Source organism: Deinococcus roseus, assembly GCF_014646895.1.
GTDB lineage: Bacteria > Deinococcota > Deinococci > Deinococcales > Deinococcaceae > Deinococcus_C > Deinococcus_C roseus.
The window spans coordinates 82,188-106,120 of record NZ_BMOD01000008.1 but is presented as its reverse complement, the minus strand read 5'-3'; the positions used below and the strand labels follow the sequence as shown (position 1 = coordinate 106,120).

Genomic DNA, 23,933 nt, shown 5'->3' with positions numbered 1-23,933 from the left:
AGTGTGGCTTTTCGGGATGTTCTCGAAATTGAAGTGATTGCAGGCAACGGTGGCGACGGCTCCATGAGCTTCCACCGGGCCAAATACATGCCCAAAGGTGGCCCCGATGGCGGCCACGGCGGCAAGGGCGGCAGTGTGTTCCTGAAAGCTGTGAACAACGTCAGCAGCCTGGACACCTTGATCGGCAAACGCAAATACAAGGCCAGCAATGGCTGGTACGGCGAAGGTCGCCTCAGGAACGGCAAAGATGGCGAAGACTTCGTCATTGAAGTTCCCGTGGGCACCACGGCTTTCGATGTGGAAACGGGCCGGGTGCTGGCAGACCTCACCGAGGTCGGACAGGTCAAACTGGTGGCCAAAGGTGGATCCGGTGGACGCGGCAACAGTGTGTTCGTGACCCCCACCCGCCAGGCCCCCCGCTTTGCAGAGCTGGGCACCAAAGGCGAAAACCGCAAGATCCGCCTGGAACTGCGCCTGATCGCCGATGTGGGACTGGTGGGCTACCCCAACGCCGGGAAATCCAGCCTGCTCTCCAGGCTGTCCCGCGCCAATCCAGAAATCGCAGATTACCCTTTCACCACCCTCAGCCCCATTCTGGGCGTGGTGACCCGCCAGGACCAGGAAGACCAGCGCTTCACCCTGGCAGACATCCCCGGCATCATTGAGGGGGCCTCTGAAGGGAAAGGACTGGGCCTGGAATTCCTGCGCCACATCAGCCGCACGCGCCTGCTGGTGTACGTGCTGGCCGGAGACCAGGACCCGGTGGGCAACCTGGACAGCCTGCAGAGTGAACTGCGCAGCTACGATCCCAGTTTGCTGGACGCTGCTGCCTGCATCGTGTTGAACAAGATTGACCTGCTGGAAGAAGACGAGCAGGAGATGATCGAGGAAGAACTGCAGGAGTTTGGCCTCCCCATCCTGAAAATCAGTGCGCTGGAAGAAATCGGACTGGACCGCCTCAAAGAAACCCTCTTTGACCTGCTGCCCTCCCGCGAACTGTGGCGCGAAACCCACGCCCTGGAAGAAGAACCCGAAGTGGTGCGCATCGAACCGCTCAGGATCGAACGCCACGAGGACATCATCCCCGGAGACGACCAGTACGACCAGGAAATCGAAATCGTCTGGGAGGTGCTGGGAGGGGGCTTTGCAGAACGCCTGTCCCGCTTTTCCCGTTACCTCGACGATGCAGCCGAGTACCTGCAGGCCTACTTCAAACGGGAAGGCCTCTTCAATGCCCTCAAGCGCGCTGGAGCCAAACAGGGCGACACCGTGGAAATTGGCATCATGAAGTTTGAGTACTTTGAGGACGACAACTGATCAGCAGAAGCACTGGCCTTGAGGGCGCAGCACGCTGCGCCCCTACAGGGGTATGTATGATTCACGCTAGGCTTTCAGTCCCAAACTCCTATAATGAAACAGCTGAGCGCATCATGATGATCCCTCCACACCTTGAAGTCTGGGCCAGACGCGTACAACTGATGGTGAAACCCCGCAGGTTCGAGCATGTGTTGCGGGTGGCTGAACTCGCCTGCCAGATGGCCCGTGCCAATGGTTTCGATGAAGCCCTGGCTTACGAAGCGGGTTTGTTGCACGACATTGCCCGCGATGTCAGCAGCATGGATTTGCTCAAACTGGCTCCGCCTGAGTGCCCCATTGACGCAGCCCATCCGCTGGCCTTGCATGGTCGGGCAGGAAGGGCGCTGCTGGAGTACTGGGGGTACACCAACGAGGAGGTGTTGTGGGCTGTGGAGGAACACACCACCGGGCCCAGTCCGGACCGCCCCATCAGCAAGGTGGTGTACATTGCAGATGTCAGTGAGCCTGGGCGCAACGTGAACCACCACATCCGTGAGATGGCTTTCCACGATTTGCAGGGTGCGCTGGATCTGGCCATTGGCAGCAAGGTGCGTTATTTGCAGGGTCGGGGCATTCAGGTGCATCCTCGAACCATGCAGGTGTTCAACAGTCTCAACATTTCATGATCTTCAGGTGGCAGGTGAACAGCTTTTGACGACGGCACACAACAAGGAGCAGCCATGACCCGCTGGAACCAGCAGCGGCGCATCTGGCGCACGGTGCAACTGACCAGCCTGATGCTGGCGGCCAGTGGCCTGCTGGGTTTCGCCCTGATGAGCGCCCAGGGCATCACCGGAAAGCGGGCAGGTCTGGTGACGGCCAGTGGGCAAGCGCCCAGTTTCACCGTTCTGCTGGCCGGTCTGGAGGCCTCTTACTGCGCCTGGGCCACCCCCACGGCTCCGGCCCGCAAGTGCACCCCGGAAGAAGCCGTGGACCGCAACAAGGTGATTGATGGCATGCACACCGACACCATCATGCTGGCCACCTTCAAGGGAACCAATGTGCAGATCCTCAACATTCCCCGTGACACCCAGGCGGAGGGAACCTACCGCAAGGTCAATTCCTCCTTCAAAATTGGGGGTCCTGAGCAGCTGCTGGGCGATGTGGAAACCCTGATCGGGCAGCGCATCGATTACTACGCCATTGTCCGTCTGGACTTCGTGGCCGATGTGATTGACCGGCTGAATGGCCTGGACGTGATCGCTCCTGCAGACGTGGCTTTCGATGACCGGGCTGCAGATTTGCACCTGCACCTGACCGCTGGCCCCCACCACCTTGAAGGCAAAGACGCTGTGGCTTTTCTGCGCATGCGCAAGGCTCCGGGCTGGGGGGACGATTATGGCCGCATTGACCGCCAGAAACTTGCCATTGCCCAGCTGCTGGACAAGTTGCGCAGTTCGCAGGGGCTTTCTGCTCTTCCTGGCATCCTCACCCAGTTCAACACTGGGGTGATCACCAATGCTGACCCTGCCCTGATTGATGCGATGGTGCCTTTCCTGAAGAGCTACCGTCTGCAGATGGCCACCCTGCCCACCAATGAAATTCCTGGGTCCAGCAACCTTGCGGTGGACCGCGAAACCCTGGAAGCCATGAATGCCCCCGCAGTGCCCGAAACCCAGAATGCCCTGCCCGAATCGCCTGTCCGCATTGTGGATGGCAGCGGAACGAACCTGGGCCAGAAACTCTCCCGTTACCTCTCAGAGCAGGGGTATCAAATTTCACGGGTGGATGAACAGACGGCCAGCTCCGAACAGAGCTCCGTGGCCACCCGCAACCAGGTGGGCGATGCCGAACAGGTGTCCACCCGCCTCAACCTGCCCAGAATCCAGACCCTGCGCCTGCCTGTGGAATACGGCGAAGTGGTGGTCTTTCTGGGCCAGGATGCCAACGACAAGTATGCAGCCCTGGCTGCCCTCCCCGAATCCCCATAAATTTCAAGGAGAAACATGCAAGACAATGCCCTGATCAAACTGATTGTGGATGCCGCCCAAGACAAACGTGCCGAAGATGTGGTGGTGCTGGATTTGCAGGATGTCAGCAGCACCCTGGATTACTTCATCATCTGCACTGCCAGTGCTGGACTGCAGATCAACGCTGTGCAAAACAGCATCCGTGAAGCCACCAAGGAACACGGCATTCAGGCGGTGGGCATTGAAGGCCCCAGTGACCGCTGGATCCTGATCAACTTTGGCACCGTGATCGTGCACGTCATGACGAAAGAGGCTCGTGATTATTATGACCTGGAAGGTCTTTGGTCTGATGCCCGGCACGTTGCAGTTTAGGTAAAACCACATCCACCTGGGTTCCGCCCCCATCCGGGGTCTGGATCTTCAGGTGGCCTCCGTGGGCTTCCACAAAGCGTTTCACCACTGCCAGACCCAGTCCCCAGCCTTTCTTGCCGCCATTGCGTTTCAGGCGGTAGAAAGGCTCCATCACTTTTTTCTGTTCTTCTTCGGGAATGCCCGGGCCGTAATCCCGCACACTGATGGTGACCTCCTTGCCCATGGCGTACACCCCGATGTCCACGTTGGTGTGCGACGGGGCGTACTTGAGGGCGTTGTCCACCAGGTTGCGGATCACCTGTTTGATGCGCACCACATCCACATCCAGCAAAATCGGGGTGAGGGGCAGGATGCACTGCACCCGGGGTTCCTCGTGGGAGAATTCCCGCACCAGTTCCCGGATGTCGATGCGCTCCCACTTGAGTTCCAGGTTGACGTACACGTCTTCCAGGCGGCTGAGGTCGGTCAGCACGGTGAGTTCCTGGGTGCTGTTGACCAGCCGTTCCAGCAGGGTGCGGCGCTGGTCTGCGGTCAGGGAATCCCGGCTGAGCAAATTGGTGGCCAGCACCAGTTGCTGCAGGGGTTTGCGCAGTTCGTGGGAGGTGATGGCGTTCAGCTCCATCTGCAGCTGTTTCTGGGCTTCCACCTTGGCTTTCTCGCCGTTGTAATTCACCCAGATGCGGGTCATCATGGCCGCCAGCAGCCCGAAAGTGATGGAGATCAGGATGCGCAGCCAGAACTGCTGGGTTCTGAGGGTGTACAGCACGCTCAGGCGGTTCTCCTGAATCAGGTCGCGGGATTGCATGGAAAGCTGCATGGATTCCCGGTAAGCCAGCTCCAGCAGTTTCACGTCTGCAGGGTTGGTTTTGATGGCCTCCTGCAGGTTCTCAATGATGTGGTCCAGCCGGGCCTCCCCGTAGGTTTCCACTTCTTTGACCTGTGGAAACTCATTGGTGAGGTTCTTGAAGGTGTCTTTCAGCAGCTCCAGGTTTTCTGCATAGGTGGCGCTGCAGATCTGGCGGTCGGCCACCTGCATCAGGATGCAGGCGATGCGCTGGTTCAGCTGGTAGTAGTGGTGGTTGCTCCAGATCAGGTTCTGGCGGGTCAGTGCTTCGTAAGAAGGCAAAAACGCCAGGGTGAACAGCACAAAAGACAGTCCGGCAGCCAGCAGGGCCATGATGAAGGGGGTGAACCGGTGCCGCAGCATCCTCACTCCACACGGATGCTTTTCAGGAACCACACCCATTTGCTGCCGTATTCCAGGGTGTTGAACCGTTCAGCGTAGGCATGGGTGGGGAAGACCACCAGCAGGGGTCCTTTGTCTTCAATGGTCAGGGGCCGTCCATCTCCTTTGAAGGCAATCATCACCGGGTAATCCAGCACATCTTCTGCATTGATGAAGGTGCTGTAATCGTTGGTGGCCACCATGTAAAGCTTTTTGGGGGTGAGCCTGAGGTGGTCCAGCAAATCTGCCACCATCACGCCCTGGTAGGTGTGGGGAACACTGGCATCGTCTGGACGGCTGGTGCGGTATTCAATGACCCGCAAGGATTCCAGCTGGGGCTGGGTGAGGGTGGTTTTTCCAGAGGAAGATTCGATGGTCAGGACCACAGGATCACTGCCTGCTGCTGGCATGTTTTGCGCCGGGTGCACTTCCTGATACACTTCAGGCCGCATGCATCCTGTCAACAGGAGCAGCGTGCAGGAAACCGTAAAAGCCCGCATACTTACCAGAATACTACGCTTTTGTCACGCCAATCGTATTTGCGTGGAAAGTGCTTCCCGCCCCCAGGTCGGTGAGCCGCTCTGAAGTGAGGGTGTTGATGCTCTTGCCATCCCGGGCACTGAGGCCCCACCAGCTGCCTTCCAGCACAATGACTCCTTTTTGCACCCCACCATGCACCCGAATTTGCCGCAGCACCGACCCCTGAGGGCTGCTCAGGTGAGCAAAATCTCCGGTGCTCAGGTTTAAAGGTGCCGCGTCCTCAGGGTGCATCAGGGCCAGGGGTTCTCCCCCTTCTGCCTGATTGAGGTTTTCCAGGTTGCCATAGGTGCTGTTCAGAAAGTGGTGTGCAGGAGGGGTCAGCAACCGGAAAGGATGCTCTGGAGTCACCTGCAGGCTGTCGGGGGTGTAATGCGGAGCAGGGGAGAGCTGCACTTTTCCGCTGGCTGTGGGTGCCCCGTGCTGGTAGGGCAGCAAACCTTCGGGCAGGTTCAGGCGCACAGAGCCTTCCTGCCTGACCCGTTCAGGCGTGAAACCCTGCAAGAACGGATGTTCGGTGTCCAGCAGGTGTTCCAGCAACTGGTCCATGCTCCAGTAAAGGGTTTCCTCCTGGAGGCCCAGGCGTTTTCCCAGTTCCTGAAACACCCAGGTGTTGGGTCTGGCCTCTCCTGGGGCATTCAGGGTTTTTGGGTTGTAGCCCAGGTAAGTGTGGCCATAACTGGTGTACACGTCCTCGTGCTCCATGAAAGTGGTGGAGGGAAGCACATAATCGGCAAGCTTTGCCGTCTCGGTCATGGCCTGCTCCAGCACCACCACCAGCAGGTCTTCCCGTTTGAACCCTTCAATCACCCGTGCTGTGTCAGGGGCGACCACCACCGGGTTGCTGTTGTACACGAACATGGCTTTGATGCCCCGTTCAGGCTGCAGGGCAGTGGCAAGCCGGGTCATGTTGATGCGTGGGGTGCTGGCTTTGACCAGATGGCCTGCCCCCAGTTTTTTGCGGTTCAGCTGGAAATACCCACTGGTGGAGAGGGTGACGCCCCCGCCCCGGTGTTTCCACTGGCCCATCACAGCAGGCAAGAGCAGCACCGAACGCAGGTTGTTGCCGCCGTATTCATGGCGGGTCATGCCATACCCCACCCGGATGTAGCTGGGCGTGGTGCTGGCGTATTCGCGGGCCAGTTGCTCGATTTTTTCGGTGGGGATTCCGGTGATGTCTGAAACTTTTTCGGGGGTGTAATCTTTTGCAGCTTCCCGCAATTCTTCTGAACCCAGGCAGGCTTCCTGCAGGTATTCCCGGTCCTCAAGGCCCCACCTGAAGATCAGATGCATGAAACCCAGCGCCAGAGCTGCATCTGTGCCAGGGTTGATTTTGATGTGCTCATCGGCAAAAAGGCTGGTTTTGCTCTGGTAGGGGTCGATGTGGTAGATCTTTGCGCCGTTCTTGCGGGCTTTTTTCAGCCAGGGGGTCAGGTGGCTGTTGGTGGTCAGGCTGTTGATGCCCCACAAAAAAATCAGCTTTGCATGTGGAACGTCCTCTGCAAGCACGCCATACCTGGGGCCGTAGGTCATCACCCAGGCTTCGGTGCCAGCGGTGGCGCAGATGGTTTCATCCAGCTCACTCGCTCCCAGAGCACGGAAAAAAGCATGCACATGGGTGCCTTCCCTCAGGCCCATGGTTCCCGCATAGTTGTAGCGCATCAGGGCATGGGGGCCATGTTCTGCCAGCACGGTTTTTAAACGGTCCGCAATTTCATCGAGGGCCTGATCCCAGGAGATCCGCACAAAGTCCCCTCCCAACCGTTTTAAGGGGTAGAGGGGACGGTCCGGGTGGTACTGCCGCGCCGGATAATGCACGGTCTTGGCACAGGCAAACCCCTGCGTGAAGGGATGGGATGGATCTCCGGTGACCTTCACGGCCTTCTCTCCCAGCGTTTCATCCGGGGCCAGGGTGATTTTCAGGCGGCAGGCATCGGGGCAGTCCAGGGGGCAGGTCAGGATCACATCACGCATCAGGAGCTCCTTGAGGGGTACGAAGGTCTGGGTCAAAGCATAACCCGCTGTGAATCAGCAACTGTGCAGCGGGAACTTTATTCTGTGGCATGTTGCATCCTTCTTTTCAGTGGCCCGGCCAGCACCACATGCATGATGGCCACCACCAGACCGATCAGGCCGCAGGCAGACCACAGGGTCAGGCTGCCATGACTGCCCAGCAGCCACCCTCCAAACACCGGAGCCACCATGGCCGCCAGACCCCAGGAGGCTCCATTGAGGCCTGCGTAAGTGCCCCTCAGGTGTGCAGGGGCAAGGTCTGCAATCACGCTGGATGCCACGGTGTTCATGCCCAGTTCTCCCAGCGTCCAGACCACCACCGCCACCATGAATCCGGTCAGGTCGTGGGCCAGCATGTTCAGCATCAGGCCACCCCCCATCAGAAGCGCAGAAATGGCCATGACTGTGGGGCGGGGAAACCGGGGCAGCACCATCTGGGCTGGAATCCCCAGCAGCACAATGATCAACCCGTTGATCGCAATGGTGTGCCCGAACTGCGCCGCCGTGAAATGCAGTTTCTGCATGGCCAGGGACAGCACCCCGAACCCCTGCATCATCAGCACCCCGAACAGAAACCCTGCCACGGTGTAGGCATACAGCAGGCCATCTTGTGGCATGCGCATTTTCTGGGAGGTGGTTCTCTGGTGTTTGGACAGGGTCTCGCGGAAGAAAAACAGCATCAGCAAACCACAACCTGCAGAGGTCAGGGCATCCCCATAAAACAGGTAACGGTAATTCTGGTCGGCCAGCAAACCGGCCAGCAGTGGCGCAATGGCAGCCCCCAGATTGATCGCCCAGTAATTCATGCCATACGCCCGGATGCGCCCTTCAGGGGGAACCAGATCCGCCACAGCCGCCTTCATGCCCGGACGGGAGGTGTTCATGATGAAGCCCTGCAGCACAATCACCGCCAGGAGCAGGTAAAAGTGCCGGATTTCACTGATGCCCACCATCATCAGGGCACCGCCAACCATTGAAAAGACCATGACCTTCTTGCGCCCCAGACGGTCCGTGACAAAACCCGCCAGAAACTGGGCCAGAAAAGACCCCACCCCGAACAGGCTCAGGGCCAGTGCAGCCTGCCCGGTGCTCCACAACAACTGGCTGGTCAGGTAATAGCTGAGAAACGGCACCACAAAATCCCCCACGCGGTTGATCAGGGTACCCCACCACAGAATCCAGAACTGCCGGGGCAGCACTGGAAGGATGCGCTGGATCAGGGGTCTGCGGGCGTCCATGGTTTTAACCTACCTTTTTTGATTTGGTGTCTGGTATACGCCAGGGTGCTTAAAGATAGGCAGAAGGCAGCGACCCAATGCCGACGGTGCCGTCCCCGAGCGACCCAGCGGTCCAAACCGCTTTGGACCGCGTAGTAGGGTCAAGAGAGGCATGCTGTAAGGGTCAATAAGAAGGCAGAAAACCTGGATCCAACCTGTAGGGGCGTAGCGTGCTGCGCCCAGCCGCAAGAAACCCAGACCAGAAAACCGTACCATGAACCCATGGATGCCCGAATTGTCACCATCGACGGACAGAAAATGCTTCTTCTTCCAGAAGAACTGCTCTTTCAGGCTGGACTGCTGGAAGAGGTGACTTTGCAGGTGACCGAGGAAGGTTTGCTGGTCCTTCCCAGAATTCAGCTTTTTGAAGATGCTTTGCAGCAGGTGTTCTCTGAGCATCATGACCTTCTGAAAAACCTGGCGGAACGATGATCCCCCTGAGCCTGGATCAGGTGTTGCACCTGCATGACCTCAACATCAAGCACTTTGGGGGTTCTTCCGGTGTGCGGGATCAGGGGCTGCTGGAGTCTGCACTGGCCCAGCCTTTCCTGAGCGCTTTTGGAGAGGAGCGGTATGTGGGCCTGTTCCAGAAAGCTGCGGCTTACTGGTATTTTCTGGCCCGCAACCATCCGTTCATTGATGGCAACAAACGCACCGCCCTGACCACCGCCCTGGTGTTCCTGCAGATGCACGGAATCAAAATCCAGACCAGCAAAACCCTGGAGGACACCGCTGTTGAGGTGGCCACTGGAGCGCATTCCATGGAGGCGATGGCAAGCCTGCTTGAGGTGTGGCAGAAATAAGATGGTTTTGCCCTCGGCCCTCAGCCCTCGGCCCTCAGCCCTCGGCCTCCGGCATAAACCCGCTCCTCCAGCTTCCGTTTCACCTCTGGCCATTCGGAATCCAGAATCGAGTACATCACGCTGTGGCGGTAACTGCCGTCTGACATGATGATGTGGTTGCGCAAAATGCCTTCTTTCTGTGCGCCCAGTTTCTCGATGGCCCGCTGGCTCTGGGTGTTCAGGTGGTGGGTCTTCAGGCTCACCCGGATGGCCTGCAGGCTTTCAAAGGCGTGTCTCAGCATCAGGTATTTGGCTTCCGGGTTGACCAGGGTGCCCTGCTGGTCTTTTCTGATCCAGGTGCCTCCGATTTCCAGGCCCCTGTGCGCGGGTTCGATGGTCAGGTAAGAGGTGTTGCCCACCACTTCTCCGCTGTCTTTGCGGCAGGTGGCAAAGACCACCCGTTGTTGCAACAGTTGCTGGTATGAGGTCACAAAGTCTTCAAAAGAGATGTTGCCCTCACCATTCAGGCCCCGCACCGAAAACCACTTCAAGAGGCCAGGGGAGAGGGTTTGGTACAGCGCGGGCAGGTCTTGTTCCTCCAGAGGTCTGAGGATGACGTGCGCTCCGGTCAGGGTGACGGGTTGAATCCAGGTTTGCATGGGGCCTCCGGCAGGACAGACGCTTAAACAATCCTCTGCGTGTGGTCCTGATAGGTTCTAGGATACGGGGACGGTGGTCTTCTCCAAAGAGCCACTTTTCTGGTTTTGAGGAGGACCAATGTTGCCCCCCAGTGTGCTTGCCCACCTGAACCGAACGCTGGATGTCCCCCTGCACCTGCAGGTCTATGAGGGACTTCGGGAAGCCATTCTGGAAGGCACCCTGAAGCCCTCGCACCGCCTGCCTTCCACCCGTGCGATGTCCCAGCATCTGGGGGTGTCCCGAAACACCGTGTTGCTGGCTTTTGAACAACTCCTGCTGGAAGGCTATCTGGAAAGCCGGGTGGGAGACGGCACCTACGTGACCCACACCCTGCCAGACACCTCCATCCAGAAGCCTGAAGTGCGCCTTGAGCAGCAGGGCATCCAGCCGCAACTTTCCAGACGGGCACAGAAACTGCTGCAGGTGCAGGTCACGCAGTACCTCAGCCAGCCAGAATACCGGGCGTTTCGTTCGGGGATGCCTGCCCTGAAAGATTTCCCCTTCGAGGAGTGGCGCAGGTTGCATGCCAGACACTGGAAAAACCCGCCCTTGCAGCTTCTGGCTTACGGGGATCCCAGAGGCTATCTGCCTTTGAGGGAAGCCATCAGCGAATACCTCAATGCCTCCAGAGGGGTACGCTGCACGCCCGACCAGGTTTTGATCACTTCGGGTTCGCAGCAAGGGCTGGAACTGGCTTCCCGCCTCCTGCTGGACGAGGGAGACAGTTTGTGGATGGAAGACCCCGGATACCTGGGGGCCAGGGCCGCTTTCCAGTCCTCTGGATTGCAGGTCTGTCCCATTCCCCTCGATCAGGAGGGGATGCAGGTGCAGTACGGTGAAATGCACCATCCACAGGCCCGCATGGCTTATGTGACCCCTTCGCACCAGTATCCTCTGGGGATCACCCTCAGCCTGACCCGCCGTCTGGAACTGCTGAAGTGGGCCAGAAACAGCGGGGCATGGATTCTGGAAGACGATTACAACAGCGAATACCGTTATGAGGGACGGCCCTTGAATGCTTTGCAGGGACTGGACCAGGATGGGCGGGTGATTTACGTGGGCACCTTCTCCAAGGTGCTCCTTCCTGCGGTGCGCATGGGGTACCTGGTGCTGCCCGAACACCTGATTGATCTGTTCATCCATGCCAGGTCTCTGGTGGACCGCATGCCTCCGGGGGTGTCCCAGGCGGTGCTGGCGGAATTCATGCAGAACGGGGGCTTTGAGCGGCACATCCGCCGCATGCGTTCTCTGTATGCAGACAGACAGGCTTTCTTTTTGCAACTGGCCCAGCAGCATTTCCCGGACTGGTTGCCCTTCCAGCCTTCTCCTGCAGGCATGCATCTGGTGTCCCATCTGGGGGAAGGTTTTTCAGACCGGACGCTGGTGGAGGAGGCCCGCAAGGCCGGTGTGACGGTGCGTGCCCTTTCCCCTTCTTACCTGCAGGATGCAAAACAGGGATTGCTGTTCGGATACGCTGGATTTCCCGAGGATGAGTCCATTCTGGCGGCAAGGGATCTGGGGCGGGCTTTTCGGGTGCAGAAATGAGCATGTGCGAACAGACGGTTTTGGGACAGGTCAGCTTTTAAGATGTCAGCATGACCCTTTCTTCAGATCTTCCACGCTGGGACATCGAGAGCATTTTCCCAGATTTTGCTGCCTGGGATGAAGAACTTCAGTCTGTGGTGGGTGAGATCCAGACCCTATCGGCTTTTCGTGGGACCCTGACCCGTGACCCGGAGCACTGCTTTCAATTCTTGCAGGCGTGGCAGGAGCTTTCCCTGAGGGTGCACCGTCTGGGCATCTACACCACCATGAAAGTCAGCACGGACACCACCGATCAGGAGGCCAGACGCAAGCAGGGGGAAAGCCAGTCCCTTTCTGCGGCTTTCCAGAGTGAACTGGCCTTTGTGGAGCCAGAACTGCTGACCCTGCCAGAAGAACACGCCCGCAAATGGTTTGAGCACCATGCAAGTCTGAAGGTCTACCAGGCTTTTTTCGAGAAACTCTGGGCACAGCAACAAAGCATGCGCTCCACGGAAATTGAAGCTTTGCTGGGAGCAGTCTCAGAGGCTTTTCAGGGGGCCAAAAGCATCCACCCCACCCTGGTGAACGAACTGGATTTTGGCAGCATTGCCACCCCTCAGGGCGAGGTGAAACTGACCCACACCTCCCTGCAATCTCTGCTGGCCCATCCAGACCGTGCAGTGCGCAAAGCCGCCTGGGAGCAGTATGCCCGCAAGCATCTGGAAGTGCAGCAAACCCTGGCCACAGCCGTGAGCACCGGGGTGCGCCAGAACGTGTTTCTGGCCCGCAGCAGGAGGTTTAAAAGCAGCCTGGCTGCCGCCCTGTATCCCAACCGCATCCCGGAGCAGGTCTACCACAACTTCATGCAGGTTTTTGAACAGAACCAGCAGATCTGGCACCGCTGCTGGCAGATCCGCAAGAAAGCCCTGAACCTCCCGGATTTTGCCGAGTACGACATCAAAGCCCCCCTGACCCAGAGCCCTCCTGTGGTGTCTTACGAACAGGCCGTGGATTTCATCACGGAAGGCATGCGACCGCTGGGAGAGGCTTACGTGCAGACCATGCGTTCTGGATTGCTGGAGGACCGCTGGGTGGATCACGCACTCACGCCCCACCGCAGGCAGGGGGCGTTCAGCATCGGGAACAGCCTGACCAGACCTTTTATTTTCATGTCCTTTCAGCCGAGCCTGTTCGGAATGTCCACCCTGGCCCACGAGGTCGGGCACAGCATGCACAGGCACCTCAGCAACCAGATCCAGCCCATTGTGTACGAGAAATACACCCTGTTTGCTGCAGAGGTGGCCAGCAACTTCAACCAGGCCCTCACCCGTGCACACTTGCTGAACACCGTGCAGGATCGGGATTTCAGGATCGCGGTTCTGGAGGAGGCTTTCTCCAACTTCCACCGCTACTTTCTGATCATGCCGGTGCTGTCCCGCTTTGAACTGACTTTGCACCAGCAGGCCGAGCAGGGCAAAACCCTGGGAGCAGCCCAGATGAACCGCCTGATGACCGAACTGCTCTCCGGGGTGTACGGATCAGAAGTGCAAATGGATGAAAACCTGAACGGGATCCTGTGGTCCCAGTTTTCCACGCACCTGTATTCCAATTTTTACACCTGGCAGTACGGAACAGGAATTGCAGCCGCCAATGCCCTGGCCGCCAGGGTGCTTTCTGGAGAGGCAGGTGCTGTAGACAGCTACCTGGAATTCCTCTCTCTGGGTGGAAAATTGCCCCCACTGGAAGCCCTGAAAGTGGCAGGGGTGGACATGTCCACGCCAGCCCCCATTGAGGCAGGTTTCCGAACCCTGGAAGGTTTGCTGGACCAGCTGGAAAGGCTACTGTAAGGCAAATCCACAAAAGACAACCCCGAGTTCTGGCTCGGGGTTTTTGCCCGGGGGAAGGCGTGCATTTTGAGGTGTGGATGGAGCGGTTCAGGGGTACAGGGATTTGATTCCTGCGATGTCTCCGCTGCTGAGGGTCTTGGCGGCCCCCAGACGGCTCAGTGGAATGCTGCTGTTTTTGGGCACAATGGTGGCCTGACCGTTGATGCTGAAGGCTTTGGCCGGGTAGTGCATGATCGAATCGAAGTCGTAAGCACCCACAGCGCGGCTGTTGCTCTCGATCTGGAAGTTGTGTTCGGTGCCACTCTGGATGTTGGCCCACACGATGGTGACGTACTGGTCACGGTCCTTGCGGCTCTGCTCGTGCCAGAGTCCCAGGGCATGCCCGAACTCGTGGATGGCTCCGGCCACCCCGCATCCACCCGTGGAGAGGGAGAGGGCCTGTGCGCCCCCGATGCGACCCACGTAAGAGTAGCAACCATTGTCCACAATCACCCGCACATAGTTTTTCTCACTGGCACGGGGCACAATGCGGACTTTGGTGTAGGCATTGTAGGTGTTGATGGCGCTCTGCACGTGGCTTCTGACCGTGGAGGACACATTCGAGGCAAATGTGTAGGGAATGCGGGCACTGGGCCACAGTCCGCCAGTGTTGGCAATGACCGTGGAGTTCTTCTGAATGTCACTGTTGGAGAGTTCTGCCAGCAGAATGTCTCCCTCAAAGAGCACCTTGTTGCCGTGCAGTTCTGCCGTCACGGTCCGGTCAAACTGCCCCAGTTTGACCTGCACGGTGCCATCTGGTTTTCCCTGGTTCTGGAAAAGGGCAGTTTCAGACAGGGCTTGTTCCTGGGTTTCCGGGGTGGCGGGGGTCTTGCTGCAGGCTTGCAGCAGAACAGCCGTCAGACCAAGGCAAAGTACACCGACAGTGCGTTTCATGTGTCCTCCAGATTGTGCAAAAGTGAACCGACTATAAGTTGCTGCAACCCTCAGTGTCAAGGAGGGGGAATGCCCAATGGACCTTCCGGGCATTCCCCGATATACTCGGAAAATGCTTGACAATTCAGGATTTCGGGTCTCACTGCATGCTTCTGCCCATGGGCTGCGCAGAAGCATGCTGCTGGGCGCTTTGCTGCTGGCTTCTGGGCTGCTTGCTTCTGCACAGGGGCACGGCATCAACAATCCTGAACTGTTTGACAGTGTGCTCCACTACCACACTGAAGAAGTGACCCTGCCGCACCAGTTGCAGGTCCAACCTGCAGCCTCCCTGCGCTTTCTGAACGGAGAAGACGCCAACCACGTGATTTACGACGTGTGGGGAGGCAGTGCCGACCCCAGCATTCTGGGGATGCTGCTGCCCAGAAACCTCAGCCCGGTGTCTGAAGGTGGATGGGGACTCAGCCTGCAACACCTGGACACCGGTTACGTGGATGCCCGCCGCTGGAAGAACGTGCAGGCCCAGGATGTGCTAAAAAAACTGCAGGACACTTCATCCCAGGTGCAGGTCCTGGGCTGGGCCATGCCCCCCACCTTTGATCCCAGAACGGGCCTGTTGATTTACGCCGCCGAGGTGAAATTGCCCGGTGCAGAAAGCACAGCGGTGTTCCCCAGGGTGCTCTTGCTGGGCCGGGAAGGTCTGGTCCTGATGAAAGGCATCATCGAGAAAAAACACTGGGAAGGCCTGAAAAAAGAGCTGCAGAATCTGGGCCACTCTGTGCAATTTACCGCAGGCCACCGTTACACCGATGTGCAGGCTGGAGACCGCCTGTATGACTACGGCATGTCTGCCCTGATCACCGAACAGCCCATTCAGGACCCGGAAAAAGCGCCCTTCCGCTTCCCCTGGATGGTTCTGCTGATGGGCATGGGTTTGATGGTGGTTTTGCTGGGAAAAAGGGTGCGTTCCAGAAACCTGACCCTGCAGGCAGAGTAAGTTATTCCTCTTTGGGAGCGCGGGCTTTGATGTTCAGGACCATGTGAATCATGCCGCCAGTGAACAGGGCAAGCAACCCCAGAAACAAAAAACCGAGCCATAAATTCATGGATTCATTTTAAAAAACCGCTGTGGGAAAAGCCACAGCGGTTCAGCAAGTTGTCTTCACTTCAGGGATTTCAGGTAGGCCAGCAGGTCGGCATATTCCTGATCCGACAAATTGAACTTCATCATGGGTGGGCCCAGTTTGCGTTTGTCCGGGGTGACGTTCTCTTTGAGGGTCTTCTTGAAGCCTGCAAACGTCCACTTCTTCAGTTTACCAGCCAGTTTGGGACCCACGCCCCCGAGTGCCCCTTCGCCGTGGCATCCCGAGCAGGTGGCCTCAAAAAAAGTTTTCCCCTTGGCGGCGTTGCCCTTGGGGGTGGCGGCAAAAGCCAGTGGAATCAAAAGTGAACTTGCCAGCAGAACCATTTTTTTCATGCACTTTCCTCCTGTTTACAGTGTGCAACTTTCAGTGTGAACAAATCGTCAAAACCTGTTTGACCCTCACTCCAGAGATGTGAGTTCCAGAATGCGCTCTGCTTCAATGGCGTGCAGCTCCTCAATGAGTTGACCGTCCAGCACTGTCACCCCCTGGTCTGCGTCCTTGTTCTGCCATGCAGCAATGACTTTTCTGGCCCACTCGATTTCTTCAGGGCTGGGAGAGAAGATGCGGTTGGTCATCTCGATCTGCAGAGGGTGAATCAGGGTCTTGCCATCGAACCCCAGCGCTTTGCCCTGAAGACAGACTTCTTTCAGGGTTTCCATGTTCCTGAAATCCAGATGCACCCCATCAAGCGCATATTTGCCATACGCTCTGGCATGCAGCACCACCTGAGAGAGGGCATAAAGCAGGTTGTCCCTTGAAGGCATGGGTCGGGCCTGCAGGGTTTTCACCAGATCGGTGGTGCCCATCACCAGGGCTTCCACATCTCCGTGCTCTGCAATTTCACGGCTGTTCACCACCCCCAGAGGGGTTTCAATCATGGCCCAGAGGGGAAGGCCCACTTCTGGCAAATCTGCGGTGCTTTCCACCTTGGGCAGCACCAGCAGCTCTGGCTTGATGTCCTCCATCAGGGCCAGGTCTGCTTCCCCCCAGACGGTGTGGATGGGATTGATGCGCACCGCGACCTCCATGGGAAAACCCTCCCGGATGGCACTGGCGGCCTGATTGCGGGCCAGGGCTTTCTGCTCGGGAGATACGGCATCTTCGAGGTCCAGAATCACCACATCTGCCTGCAAGGTGCGGGCTTTCTCGATGGCTCTGGTGTTGCTGGCAGGCAGGAAAAGGGCGCTGCGGCGGCGTTTGTAAATGGGCATGGTTTATTTTAAAGTTTTCAGTTCACAGTTTTCAGTTCACAGTTTTCCAGAACGAGGGGTTCAGGCCATATTCGGAGGGGCTGTATGCAGCAGACAAAAAGCTTTGCTGAAGCCTCTGCAGAAAGTTGCAAGAGGTCTTTTGGCAATAATGTTTTGAGGTTTTTTCAGGATGCCTGGAGGCAAAAGCATGCCAACATTTGATTTCTTTTATGACCCTGTTCCTTTCCAGTACCGGGTTGATCCCATGACGGGTCTCACCACCCACCGGGTCTGGATGAAACGCACGGATCAGCTCGGAAGGCTGGTTGCTTATGTGGACATTGACCAGCTCAAAACAGTAAATGACTTCCACAGCCTTCATGCTGGTGATGCAGTGGTCAGGGGGCTGGCAAACCGTCTGGATGTCTACAGGCGTCAGCATGAACACCTTTACCGTCTGGGTGGAGATGAATTTTTGCTGGTCCATTCCAGAAATCTGCCTGTTGAAGCTGCAAGAGCAAGAAGCAAAGCACTTCGGCAACTCTGGCTGGAGCCCTTTGCTTTTGAAGGCACAGGCATTCAGATCACGGCAGGGATTGTGGTGACCATTGTGGATGACCTCAATCTGGAAACCTTTTGGGAAAAGCTCAGAGATTTGATGTTGCAGAACAAAAAACAAGGAAGGAATCAGCTGCTTTTTGCCTGATCCTTACTGCAGCATCCGCAAAGCCATCTCCACCCGTTCCAGATCCTGCTGCACCCTTGGATTGGACACATTCGCCAGATTTTGCAGGCGTTTTTTCTGTTTCTGGACGTAATCCAGCAGAAAAGGATCTTTGCGCCTCAGAAGCCAGGGGCCAAACCTGAGGGCCACCTCCAGATTGAGGCCTTGATAAACCGGATCTTCTCCTGGGGCACGCTGGAAATGCAGCACCGGGTAATGCCAGAAGCCCACGGTCAGGGTTTCCTGTTTCACGTGAAACATGTTTTGCATGGCCCAGCGTCTGAGTGGTTCTGCAGAATCGTTGGGCTGCACGATCACCTGATCTGGCACCTTCTCTGCATGGGCCTGCAGGATCTTGACCATCAGGCCTGCCCCCATGCCACAGATGCTGATGCTGTCCACCTCTCCAGCCTTCAGAGGGGTCAATCCATCTCCCAGACGGGCTTCTGCACGGTCCTGAAATTTCTGCAGGTTCCTCAGGGCCAGTTCAAAAGGCTCCCGGTTCTTCTCGATGGCGATGCCTTTTGCAATGCGGTTCTGGTCCAGCAGGTTCCCCAGCAGGTAAGCATGGTCTGCCCCGATGTCTGCATGGATGCCGTAAGGCACCCATTCCAGCACGGTTTGCAATCGGGATTCCAGGGTTTTCAGGTTCACAGCAGGCCCCTCAACACTTCTGCTCCCAGCAGTTCTTTCTTCCAGTCATCACGGGTTTCAGCGTACCCCCAGCAACCCGAAAGCACAAAAATGTACACGCTCCATTTCAGGATGCGCTCTCTGGAGAGGCCCAGCCGTTCGGCGAAAGCATCCACCCGTCTGGCCTGCACGTTCTGCAATTCTTCCGGGGAATACAGGTCGTAAAGGACAGGCCAGGGGTTGCGCAGGAAAGCCCCAATCTCATAGGCCCTTTCCCCGATGATGCCCTTGGGGTCTATGGCCAGCCAGTTTTCCCCATGCTGCAGCACATTGAAATGGTGCAGATCGCCATGCAGCACCACGGGTTCTTCTGCAGAAGCGGTGAGTTCCTGGTAAAACCCCTCTGCCAGATCCAGCATCTCTGCAGGAAAAGCTGTTCCACTGCGCGGAAATTCCACCAGCCCCTGGTGCCACTGCTCTATGCTGGGAAAAGCATGTTCTGCAGGCACCGGATGCCAGATTTTCTCCATCACCTCACACATGATGGGGACGGTCTGGGCTTCAGGCAAAGTGCTCAGCATCTGGCCCGGAAACAGCCGCTCAATCAGCAGGGCACCCTGCTCAGGATCGGCTTTCAACAATTTTACGCCACCCGAGCCGTTCCAGAGTTTTAAGGCTGCAATCTCGGTGTGCAGTTCCTCACGGGGCACCCCCAGTTTGAACACCACATCCTGCCCCTCCCACTTGGCAGGAGCCACGTAATTGAAAGACAGGTTCTCAAAAGGCGCTCCCAGGTCCAGTTCCCACTGGGCAGCAAAAAGGTTCAGCAACTCTGGCAATTTCTGCAACCAGATGTCCCCATCGTCAAAGCTGTGTCGGATGTTCTCCAGAAATTCGGGATTCACTCCTCGAATTCTACCGGACCGACCAGACGCACCACATCGGACAGGTGCAGTGTTCCACCTTCCAGGATCCGTGCAGTGATGCCCCCATGACCGCGCATGGCGTTGTAGCCACCTTTTCCAAGCACCTCTTCCATGCGGCTGCAGGGGTGACAGTCTCCCGTTCCCTCGAACAGCACATTCCCAATTCTGAAGCGGGCTTTTTTCAGGGCATGCAAATTGATGCCCCGCACCACCAGATTGCGGCGCAAAAGGGCAGGCTCAATTTCGCACTTCTCCATCAGGCGGGCCAGCACATCCAGGTGCTCCGCCTGAATCAGGGTCACCTGACGCTTGCTGGGATTTTTCCCCTTCGACTGCAGGTTCTTCAGGCCCTGCGCTCCGGTGTGGTCGCCAGCAAGACCTGCGTCGGTGAGGGCTTCCACCTCCTCCACCTCGATGAGGGGCTCGCGGTAGGCGGGCCTCAGGCCCATCCAGATGAGTTCTCCAGTGAAAGGCTGGCTGGCAAACAGGTCTTTGAGCATGATTTGATTGTAAGGGCTGGGGATGAAAAGCGTGGGATTCAGTCGTCTTCCAGGACCAGCAGAAGTCCTGCGTGATTCTGGTCCATCAGCAAAAGACCATGCTCAAAAATGCATCTGTCCGTGATGCCCATGCCCATGTATCCTCTGGGCTGCTCGAAAAGATCCAGAAACCGCTGACTGAAGCGCAGGGCTTCCTGTTCCGGCATGGAGTCGATGGTGTGTCCCACAGCCGCTCCTCCCTTCAGGCCATCAACCAGGGTTTCCAGCAGATGCTGGGTTGACACTTCGTACCCATCCCCTTCTCCCCGGTAAAGCAGATCTTCCACAGAAGCAACCCCACTCCAGTGGCAGTACACTTCATCCAGAATGTCATTTTCATTTAAGCCCCCTGCCCTCAGATGGGCAATGGACACCAGATCAATCAGGTATTCGCCGTGCATTCTTGGGTAAGTTTCGATTTCACGTTTCAATGTCAAAAATTCAGGGATTTGCAGGGTGGGAAAGGGCATGGCCTGAGTATAGGACGCTTTGGAATGTGCATATACAGGTCTACTTTTATTGCCAATCCATGCTTTTTTGATGTTTTGGTGGAGCAGAACTTGTGTTTGTTTTCAGCCCTCGGCACTTGGCCCTCGGCAGGCGAAGCCGTCGGCCTTCAAACCCCCATAGCCCGCACCCTTGAGATTCCCCCCTCAAGCCGATAGACTGTTTGGCATGTTCGAGAAGCGATATTCTTCCTTGCAAGCGCCCCAGAGGTTTGGCGTTTAAGCGAAGTGTTGCTTCCCAGATCCCCAGGCGTGCCCCGAACAGGCACGGTTTTTTTTTGAAGGAGAAAGCCATGATTCCTGCAGAGCAACAAATCGAGATCCTCAAACGCGGCGCAGTGGACCTGATCAGCGAAGAGGACCTCAAGCGCAAAATCGAAACCGGCAAACAGTTGCGCGTCAAACTCGGGGCAGACCCCACCCGTCCTGACCTGCACCTGGGTCACGCTGTGATCCTCAAGAAGATGCGGCAATTTCAGGAACTGGGCCACAAGGTGATCATGCTGATCGGGGATTTCACCGCCATGATCGGGGATCCCAGCGGCAAGAGCAAAACCCGTCCTCCTTTGACCCTGGAGGAAACACGCCAGAACGCCCACAGCTACCTGGAGCAGTGCAAACTGATCCTCAAAGACGACCCTGAAGTGCTGGAGTTGCGTTACAACAGCGAGTGGCTGGAACCCCTCAATTACGCCGATGTGATCCGTCTGGCCTCCCGTTACACGGTGGCCCGCATTCTGGAGCGCGATGATTTCACCAAGCGTTTGAACAACGGCACCCCCATCAGCCTGCACGAACTGCTGTACCCCCTGACCCAGGGGTACGACTCTGTGGCCCTGGAAGCCGATGTGGAACTGGGCGGCACCGACCAGCTGTTCAACAACCTGGTGGGCCGCACCCTGCAGGGCCAGTACGAGCAGGAACCCCAGGTGGTGCTGACCCTGCCCCTGCTGGTGGGTCTGGATGGCACAGAGAAGATGTCCAAGAGCCTGGACAACTACATCGGCCTGATTGACGCTCCAGAAGTGATGTTTGCCAAACTGATGAAGGTGCCGGACACCCTGATGGAGAACTACTTCACCCTGCTGACCGATTTGCCCCTTGATCAGATCCAGCAGATCATCTCCGGTCATCCGGTGGAAGCCCACCGCATTCTGGCCCGCAACATCTGCCAGTGGCTGCATCCTGATGCAGACATCGCCTACGCAGAGCAGCGTTACGATGAAGTTGCCAAAGGCGGCATCCCCGACGACCTGCAAACCACCACCGTGCCTGAAACGGACTTCAATGACACCGGCAAAGTGGGCATCCTGAAACTGATCGTGCTGGGCGGTCTGGCCACCAGCAACAAGGAAGCCCGCCGCTTTGTGGAACAGAAAGGCATCAAACTGAACGGTGAACTGTTCACCGACCCACAGGCCTTTCTGGACCTCTCTGAGCCCGTGGTTTTGCAGCGGGGCAAGGACAAATTTGCCAGACTGAGCAGGTGAGTTTGGCTGGAAGGTGCGGTTGAGGTTTCTGGGGGTCAGATCTCCCCGCACCTCACTGTGTTCGGTGGTCCCCCGTCAGCGTTGGGGGGTTGGTGGAAGACCAGGCTGGAAGCCATCCCAGACGCGCACCAAGTCCCCCAACGCTGACGGGGGACAGCCTTGAGCGAATGCGAAAGGCAGGGGGATCTGACCCCCAGTGCTCCCAGACGCACACCCCAGATAAACCAGGGGATCTGACCCTCAGTGCTCCCAAAAAAACACTGCAAACACCCAAAAAAATCTACCTCCAGTTCTTCAGCGTTACCCCCACCAGGCGGGTCAGGTGGCCCGTCTGGAATTCCCAGCCCACGGTGGTGTGCATCAGGCCGGAGTGTTGCATGGCTTCGGTGTAGGCTGCGCTGGTGAACCACTGGGCCAGTTTTTGCCTTGCAATGTCTTCGCCCGAAAACAGGGCAGAGGCAGGGATGTGCAAGGTCAGGCCTTCGGATTGCATCACGATGGTGATGGGGGTTTTGCGTGGCAGGGTGCGGCTGGGTCTGGCGGTCAGGAAACGCAGGTCGTTCCAGAAGGCAGAGAGGTGCTGGCTGTGGTGGGGTTTCAGCAGATTCTCGAGGACGGCTGGTGCGGGTTCCTGATGCAGGTAATGCACTTCGCTGGCGTTTTGGGTGCCCCGAAAGCCGGAGAGCACCGGCACGCAGTCTTCCAAATACAGCGGATCAGGATCGTTCCAGTCGTGCAGTTTCAGCAACTGGTGGGTGGTGGCCCTGGAGGTGCGCTGGATGCTGAGCCAGCAGTAATCCAGGCCCTCGGTGTGTTTCTTCAGTGCAGAGGGCACCTGTCTGGGATGCAGGTCCAGGGTGTAACGCACCTCCTCATTGTGGGAACTGAACGTCCATTCGATGGGACAACCGCTGGGGGTGAGGGTGCTGTGGGGGTTGAAGTCTCCCAGGCTGGGAGGGGCAAGCAGCAGTTCTGCGACGGTTTCCAGCATGACAAAACCTCCGTGGTCGGGTCAGGCCCGGTCACTGAATGGGGATGCAGGGTTGTGGGAAAAATCAGGTGGGGATGGTCAGGTCAATGGGCGTGCTGCAGTTGCACGGCGGCCCCCAGCACCACAGGTGGCAGGGTCACCATTTCGCTGTGGTGGGTGGTGGTCTGGCTTTGCAGGGCGAATTCGCTGACCTGCTGCCAGGCCGGGCTGGAGCTCAAAAGAGAGTGCATCAGCTTGATGCCCTGAACCCGGATCTGCGGCTGGGAGAGGGTGTCCAGCAGGGCTTCCAGCAGTTTGCTGTTGATGCTCCACAGGTACACCTGGGAGGCCTGGTGTTCTTCTGCCTGACGGATGGTTTGCAGCAGGGTTTTCACAAATTCCATGGCTCCGTGGGACACCACCAGCATCTGCTGTTCCAGGTTGAGTTGTTGCATTCCGCTGTTCAGGGTGCGCAGGTCTTTTTGCACTTCCGGGGTGAGCATGGGGTTTCCCAGCGGATGGCCCAGACTGGCCACAGTGATGCCCAGTTGCCCCAGAGAGAGGGTCTGGGTGTCTCCGTGGTGCTGGAAGCCCAGACGCAGGGCCATGCCCTGCACAGGTGTGCCAAAGGTGATGGAGGAGGGGGTGGCTTCGGTTTCGTCCCGACCCAGTTTGTGCATCAGGCGTTGCAGCTGGGTTTGCAGGTGCTCGATCTGGATTTGCTGTTCTCCCTGGGCACCCACACTGTCTTCCAGCAGGGCACTGAAATCCAGAAAGTGATGCCTGAGGGGACGCAGCAACTGCCCCAGTTGCTTGCGCAGTTCGGCATGGCGCAAATGCTGCTGGTCGGAATTTTTTTTCAATTTGAGGATTTCGCTGATCAGAAGGTGCCGCTGGGTTTCGGTGGGAATGCCGCCCTGGTGGGTGATGGCCTCCTGAATGGCCGGGCGCAGGTTTTTTACGGCGCGTTCCAGATGGAGGGTGTAATCCATGAAGCTGCGGGGGGTTTGCATGCAGAACTCAGGAAGGAGTTTCAGTCCAGCGGCCAGCACGTCTTTTTTGACCTGTTGCAGGATGTCCTGGTGGTTCATTTGCAGGGTGGTGAGGGCATGCAATTTGAGTTTCATCTGGTGGTGCAAATTCAGGTGCCCAGTGAGGGTGTCCAGAATCAGGTGGTGATCGGGAGCAAGCATGGGTCTCCTCCTTGTGGTGAAGTGGGGGCATCACCAGGATGAATACAGTGTGCCCATTCAGGTGTTAACAAGGCGTTAACAGCAGATCAGGAACCCTGCCAAAGCATCAATAAGGGATTTCCCTAGGGGTGGGTTCGGGAAAGAC

25 protein-coding genes are annotated in these 23,933 nt (G+C 57.5%); 11 read left to right on the top strand and 14 right to left on the bottom strand.

The features are described from left to right. The first annotated feature begins 3 nt into the window (after positions 1-3). From obgE to rsfS, 4 genes are all read left to right on the top strand, one after another. Positions 4-1,317 (top strand): GTPase ObgE, encoded by a 1,314-nt coding sequence (obgE, locus tag IEY52_RS12400; protein ID WP_189003010.1) that lies wholly within the window; start codon positions 4-6, stop codon positions 1,315-1,317. Positions 1,318-1,430: 113 nt separating this feature from the next. Continuing rightward, positions 1,431-1,982 (top strand): bis(5'-nucleosyl)-tetraphosphatase (symmetrical) YqeK, encoded by a 552-nt coding sequence (gene yqeK / locus IEY52_RS12395; protein WP_229684766.1) that lies wholly within the window; start codon positions 1,431-1,433, stop codon positions 1,980-1,982. A 54-nt stretch (positions 1,983-2,036) separates the two neighbouring features. Then, the gene (locus IEY52_RS12390) at positions 2,037-3,287 is read left to right on the top strand and encodes an LCP family protein (RefSeq protein WP_189003008.1); all 1,251 of its coding nucleotides are present in this window, start codon (positions 2,037-2,039) and stop codon (positions 3,285-3,287) included. Between the two features lie 15 nt (positions 3,288-3,302). Continuing rightward, on the top strand, positions 3,303-3,638 hold the full coding sequence (rsfS, locus tag IEY52_RS12385; RefSeq protein WP_189003007.1) for a ribosome silencing factor: 336 nt from the start codon (positions 3,303-3,305) through the stop codon (positions 3,636-3,638). Here rsfS and IEY52_RS12380 read toward each other — a convergent pair. The 4 genes from IEY52_RS12380 to IEY52_RS12365 form a co-directional block, all read right to left on the bottom strand. After that, the gene (locus tag IEY52_RS12380) at positions 3,565-4,845 is read right to left on the bottom strand and encodes a sensor histidine kinase (protein ID WP_189003006.1); all 1,281 of its coding nucleotides are present in this window, start codon (positions 4,843-4,845) and stop codon (positions 3,565-3,567) included. The two genes, rsfS and IEY52_RS12380, sit on opposite strands and share 74 nt — an antisense overlap. A gap of 2 nt (positions 4,846-4,847) precedes the next feature. Beyond that, a complete protein-coding gene (locus tag IEY52_RS12375) occupies positions 4,848-5,315 on the bottom strand; it encodes a putative pterin-binding protein (protein ID WP_189003005.1) in 468 nt (155 codons plus the stop codon). A 61-nt stretch (positions 5,316-5,376) separates the two neighbouring features. Next, a complete protein-coding gene (locus IEY52_RS12370) occupies positions 5,377-7,374 on the bottom strand; it encodes a molybdopterin oxidoreductase family protein (protein ID WP_189003004.1) in 1,998 nt (665 codons plus the stop codon). 77 nt (positions 7,375-7,451) lie between these two features. Next, positions 7,452-8,651 carry an MDR family MFS transporter gene (locus tag IEY52_RS12365; protein ID WP_189003003.1) on the bottom strand — a complete coding sequence of 400 codons (1,200 nt, stop codon included), beginning with the start codon at positions 8,649-8,651 and terminating at the stop codon, positions 7,452-7,454. A gap of 261 nt (positions 8,652-8,912) precedes the next feature. On the opposite strand from IEY52_RS12365, the gene IEY52_RS12360 reads away from it, so the two are divergent. Further along, the gene (locus tag IEY52_RS12360; RefSeq protein WP_189003002.1) at positions 8,913-9,122 is read left to right on the top strand and encodes a hypothetical protein; all 210 of its coding nucleotides are present in this window, start codon (positions 8,913-8,915) and stop codon (positions 9,120-9,122) included. Beyond that, positions 9,119-9,493, top strand: a complete 375-nt coding sequence (locus tag IEY52_RS12355; RefSeq protein ID WP_189003001.1) for a type II toxin-antitoxin system death-on-curing family toxin — start codon at positions 9,119-9,121, stop codon at positions 9,491-9,493. The genes IEY52_RS12360 and IEY52_RS12355 overlap by 4 nt, the downstream gene beginning before the upstream one ends. Before the next feature lie 20 nt (positions 9,494-9,513). Here the strand turns inward: IEY52_RS12355 and IEY52_RS12350 are convergent, their stop codons facing one another. Further along, a complete protein-coding gene (locus tag IEY52_RS12350) occupies positions 9,514-10,131 on the bottom strand; it encodes a GNAT family N-acetyltransferase (RefSeq protein WP_189003000.1) in 618 nt (205 codons plus the stop codon). A gap of 118 nt (positions 10,132-10,249) precedes the next feature. Here IEY52_RS12350 and pdxR point away from each other — a divergent pair, with 118 nt between their 5' ends. After that, on the top strand, positions 10,250-11,716 hold the full coding sequence (pdxR, locus tag IEY52_RS12345; protein WP_189002999.1) for a MocR-like pyridoxine biosynthesis transcription factor PdxR: 1,467 nt from the start codon (positions 10,250-10,252) through the stop codon (positions 11,714-11,716). 50 nt (positions 11,717-11,766) lie between these two features. After that, positions 11,767-13,542, top strand: a complete 1,776-nt coding sequence (gene pepF, locus IEY52_RS12340) for an oligoendopeptidase F (RefSeq protein ID WP_189002998.1) — start codon at positions 11,767-11,769, stop codon at positions 13,540-13,542. An 87-nt stretch (positions 13,543-13,629) separates the two neighbouring features. Here the strand turns inward: pepF and IEY52_RS12335 are convergent, their stop codons facing one another. After that, on the bottom strand, positions 13,630-14,475 hold the full coding sequence (locus tag IEY52_RS12335) for a M12 family metallopeptidase (protein WP_189002997.1): 846 nt from the start codon (positions 14,473-14,475) through the stop codon (positions 13,630-13,632). Between the two features lie 112 nt (positions 14,476-14,587). On the opposite strand from IEY52_RS12335, the gene IEY52_RS12330 reads away from it, so the two are divergent. Then, positions 14,588-15,469: a DUF2167 domain-containing protein gene (locus IEY52_RS12330; RefSeq protein WP_189002996.1), complete on the top strand. Its 882-nt coding sequence runs from the start codon at positions 14,588-14,590 to the stop codon at positions 15,467-15,469. Between the two features lie 165 nt (positions 15,470-15,634). On the opposite strand, the gene IEY52_RS12325 is transcribed toward IEY52_RS12330, so the two are convergent. Next, a complete protein-coding gene (locus IEY52_RS12325; protein WP_189002995.1) occupies positions 15,635-15,949 on the bottom strand; it encodes a c-type cytochrome in 315 nt (104 codons plus the stop codon). A gap of 66 nt (positions 15,950-16,015) precedes the next feature. Beyond that, a complete protein-coding gene (locus IEY52_RS12320; RefSeq protein WP_189002994.1) occupies positions 16,016-16,828 on the bottom strand; it encodes an HpcH/HpaI aldolase/citrate lyase family protein in 813 nt (270 codons plus the stop codon). Positions 16,829-17,015: 187 nt separating this feature from the next. Here IEY52_RS12320 and IEY52_RS12315 point away from each other — a divergent pair, with 187 nt between their 5' ends. Further along, complete coding sequence (locus IEY52_RS12315; RefSeq protein ID WP_189002993.1) at positions 17,016-17,513, top strand: GGDEF domain-containing protein; 498 nt, start codon at positions 17,016-17,018, stop codon at positions 17,511-17,513. Positions 17,514-17,516: 3 nt separating this feature from the next. Here IEY52_RS12315 and IEY52_RS12310 read toward each other — a convergent pair whose 3' ends face one another. From IEY52_RS12310 to IEY52_RS12295, 4 genes are read right to left on the bottom strand one after another with little or no spacing between them, the layout of a single operon-like run. Beyond that, on the bottom strand, positions 17,517-18,185 hold the full coding sequence (locus IEY52_RS12310) for a tRNA (adenine(22)-N(1))-methyltransferase (protein ID WP_189002992.1): 669 nt from the start codon (positions 18,183-18,185) through the stop codon (positions 17,517-17,519). Beyond that, on the bottom strand, positions 18,182-19,069 hold the full coding sequence (locus tag IEY52_RS12305; protein ID WP_189002991.1) for an aminoglycoside phosphotransferase family protein: 888 nt from the start codon (positions 19,067-19,069) through the stop codon (positions 18,182-18,184). The genes IEY52_RS12310 and IEY52_RS12305 overlap by 4 nt, the downstream gene beginning before the upstream one ends. Continuing rightward, positions 19,066-19,590 carry an MOSC domain-containing protein gene (locus IEY52_RS12300; RefSeq protein ID WP_189002990.1) on the bottom strand — a complete coding sequence of 175 codons (525 nt, stop codon included), beginning with the start codon at positions 19,588-19,590 and terminating at the stop codon, positions 19,066-19,068. Before IEY52_RS12300 ends, IEY52_RS12305 begins: the two co-directional genes overlap by 4 nt. A 38-nt stretch (positions 19,591-19,628) precedes the next feature. Then, positions 19,629-20,099, bottom strand: coding sequence for a hypothetical protein (locus tag IEY52_RS12295; RefSeq protein ID WP_189002989.1), 471 nt, complete (start codon positions 20,097-20,099; stop codon positions 19,629-19,631). Between the two features lie 329 nt (positions 20,100-20,428). Between IEY52_RS12295 and tyrS the strand changes: the two genes are divergently transcribed. Then, the gene (tyrS, locus tag IEY52_RS12290; RefSeq protein WP_189002988.1) at positions 20,429-21,625 is read left to right on the top strand and encodes a tyrosine--tRNA ligase; all 1,197 of its coding nucleotides are present in this window, start codon (positions 20,429-20,431) and stop codon (positions 21,623-21,625) included. 280 nt (positions 21,626-21,905) lie between these two features. Here the strand turns inward: tyrS and IEY52_RS12285 are convergent, their stop codons facing one another. Continuing rightward, positions 21,906-22,616, bottom strand: coding sequence for a hypothetical protein (locus IEY52_RS12285; protein WP_189002987.1), 711 nt, complete (start codon positions 22,614-22,616; stop codon positions 21,906-21,908). A gap of 83 nt (positions 22,617-22,699) precedes the next feature. Continuing rightward, positions 22,700-23,788, bottom strand: a complete 1,089-nt coding sequence (locus tag IEY52_RS12280) for a hypothetical protein (protein ID WP_189002986.1) — start codon at positions 23,786-23,788, stop codon at positions 22,700-22,702. Between the last annotated feature and the right edge of the window lie 145 nt (positions 23,789-23,933).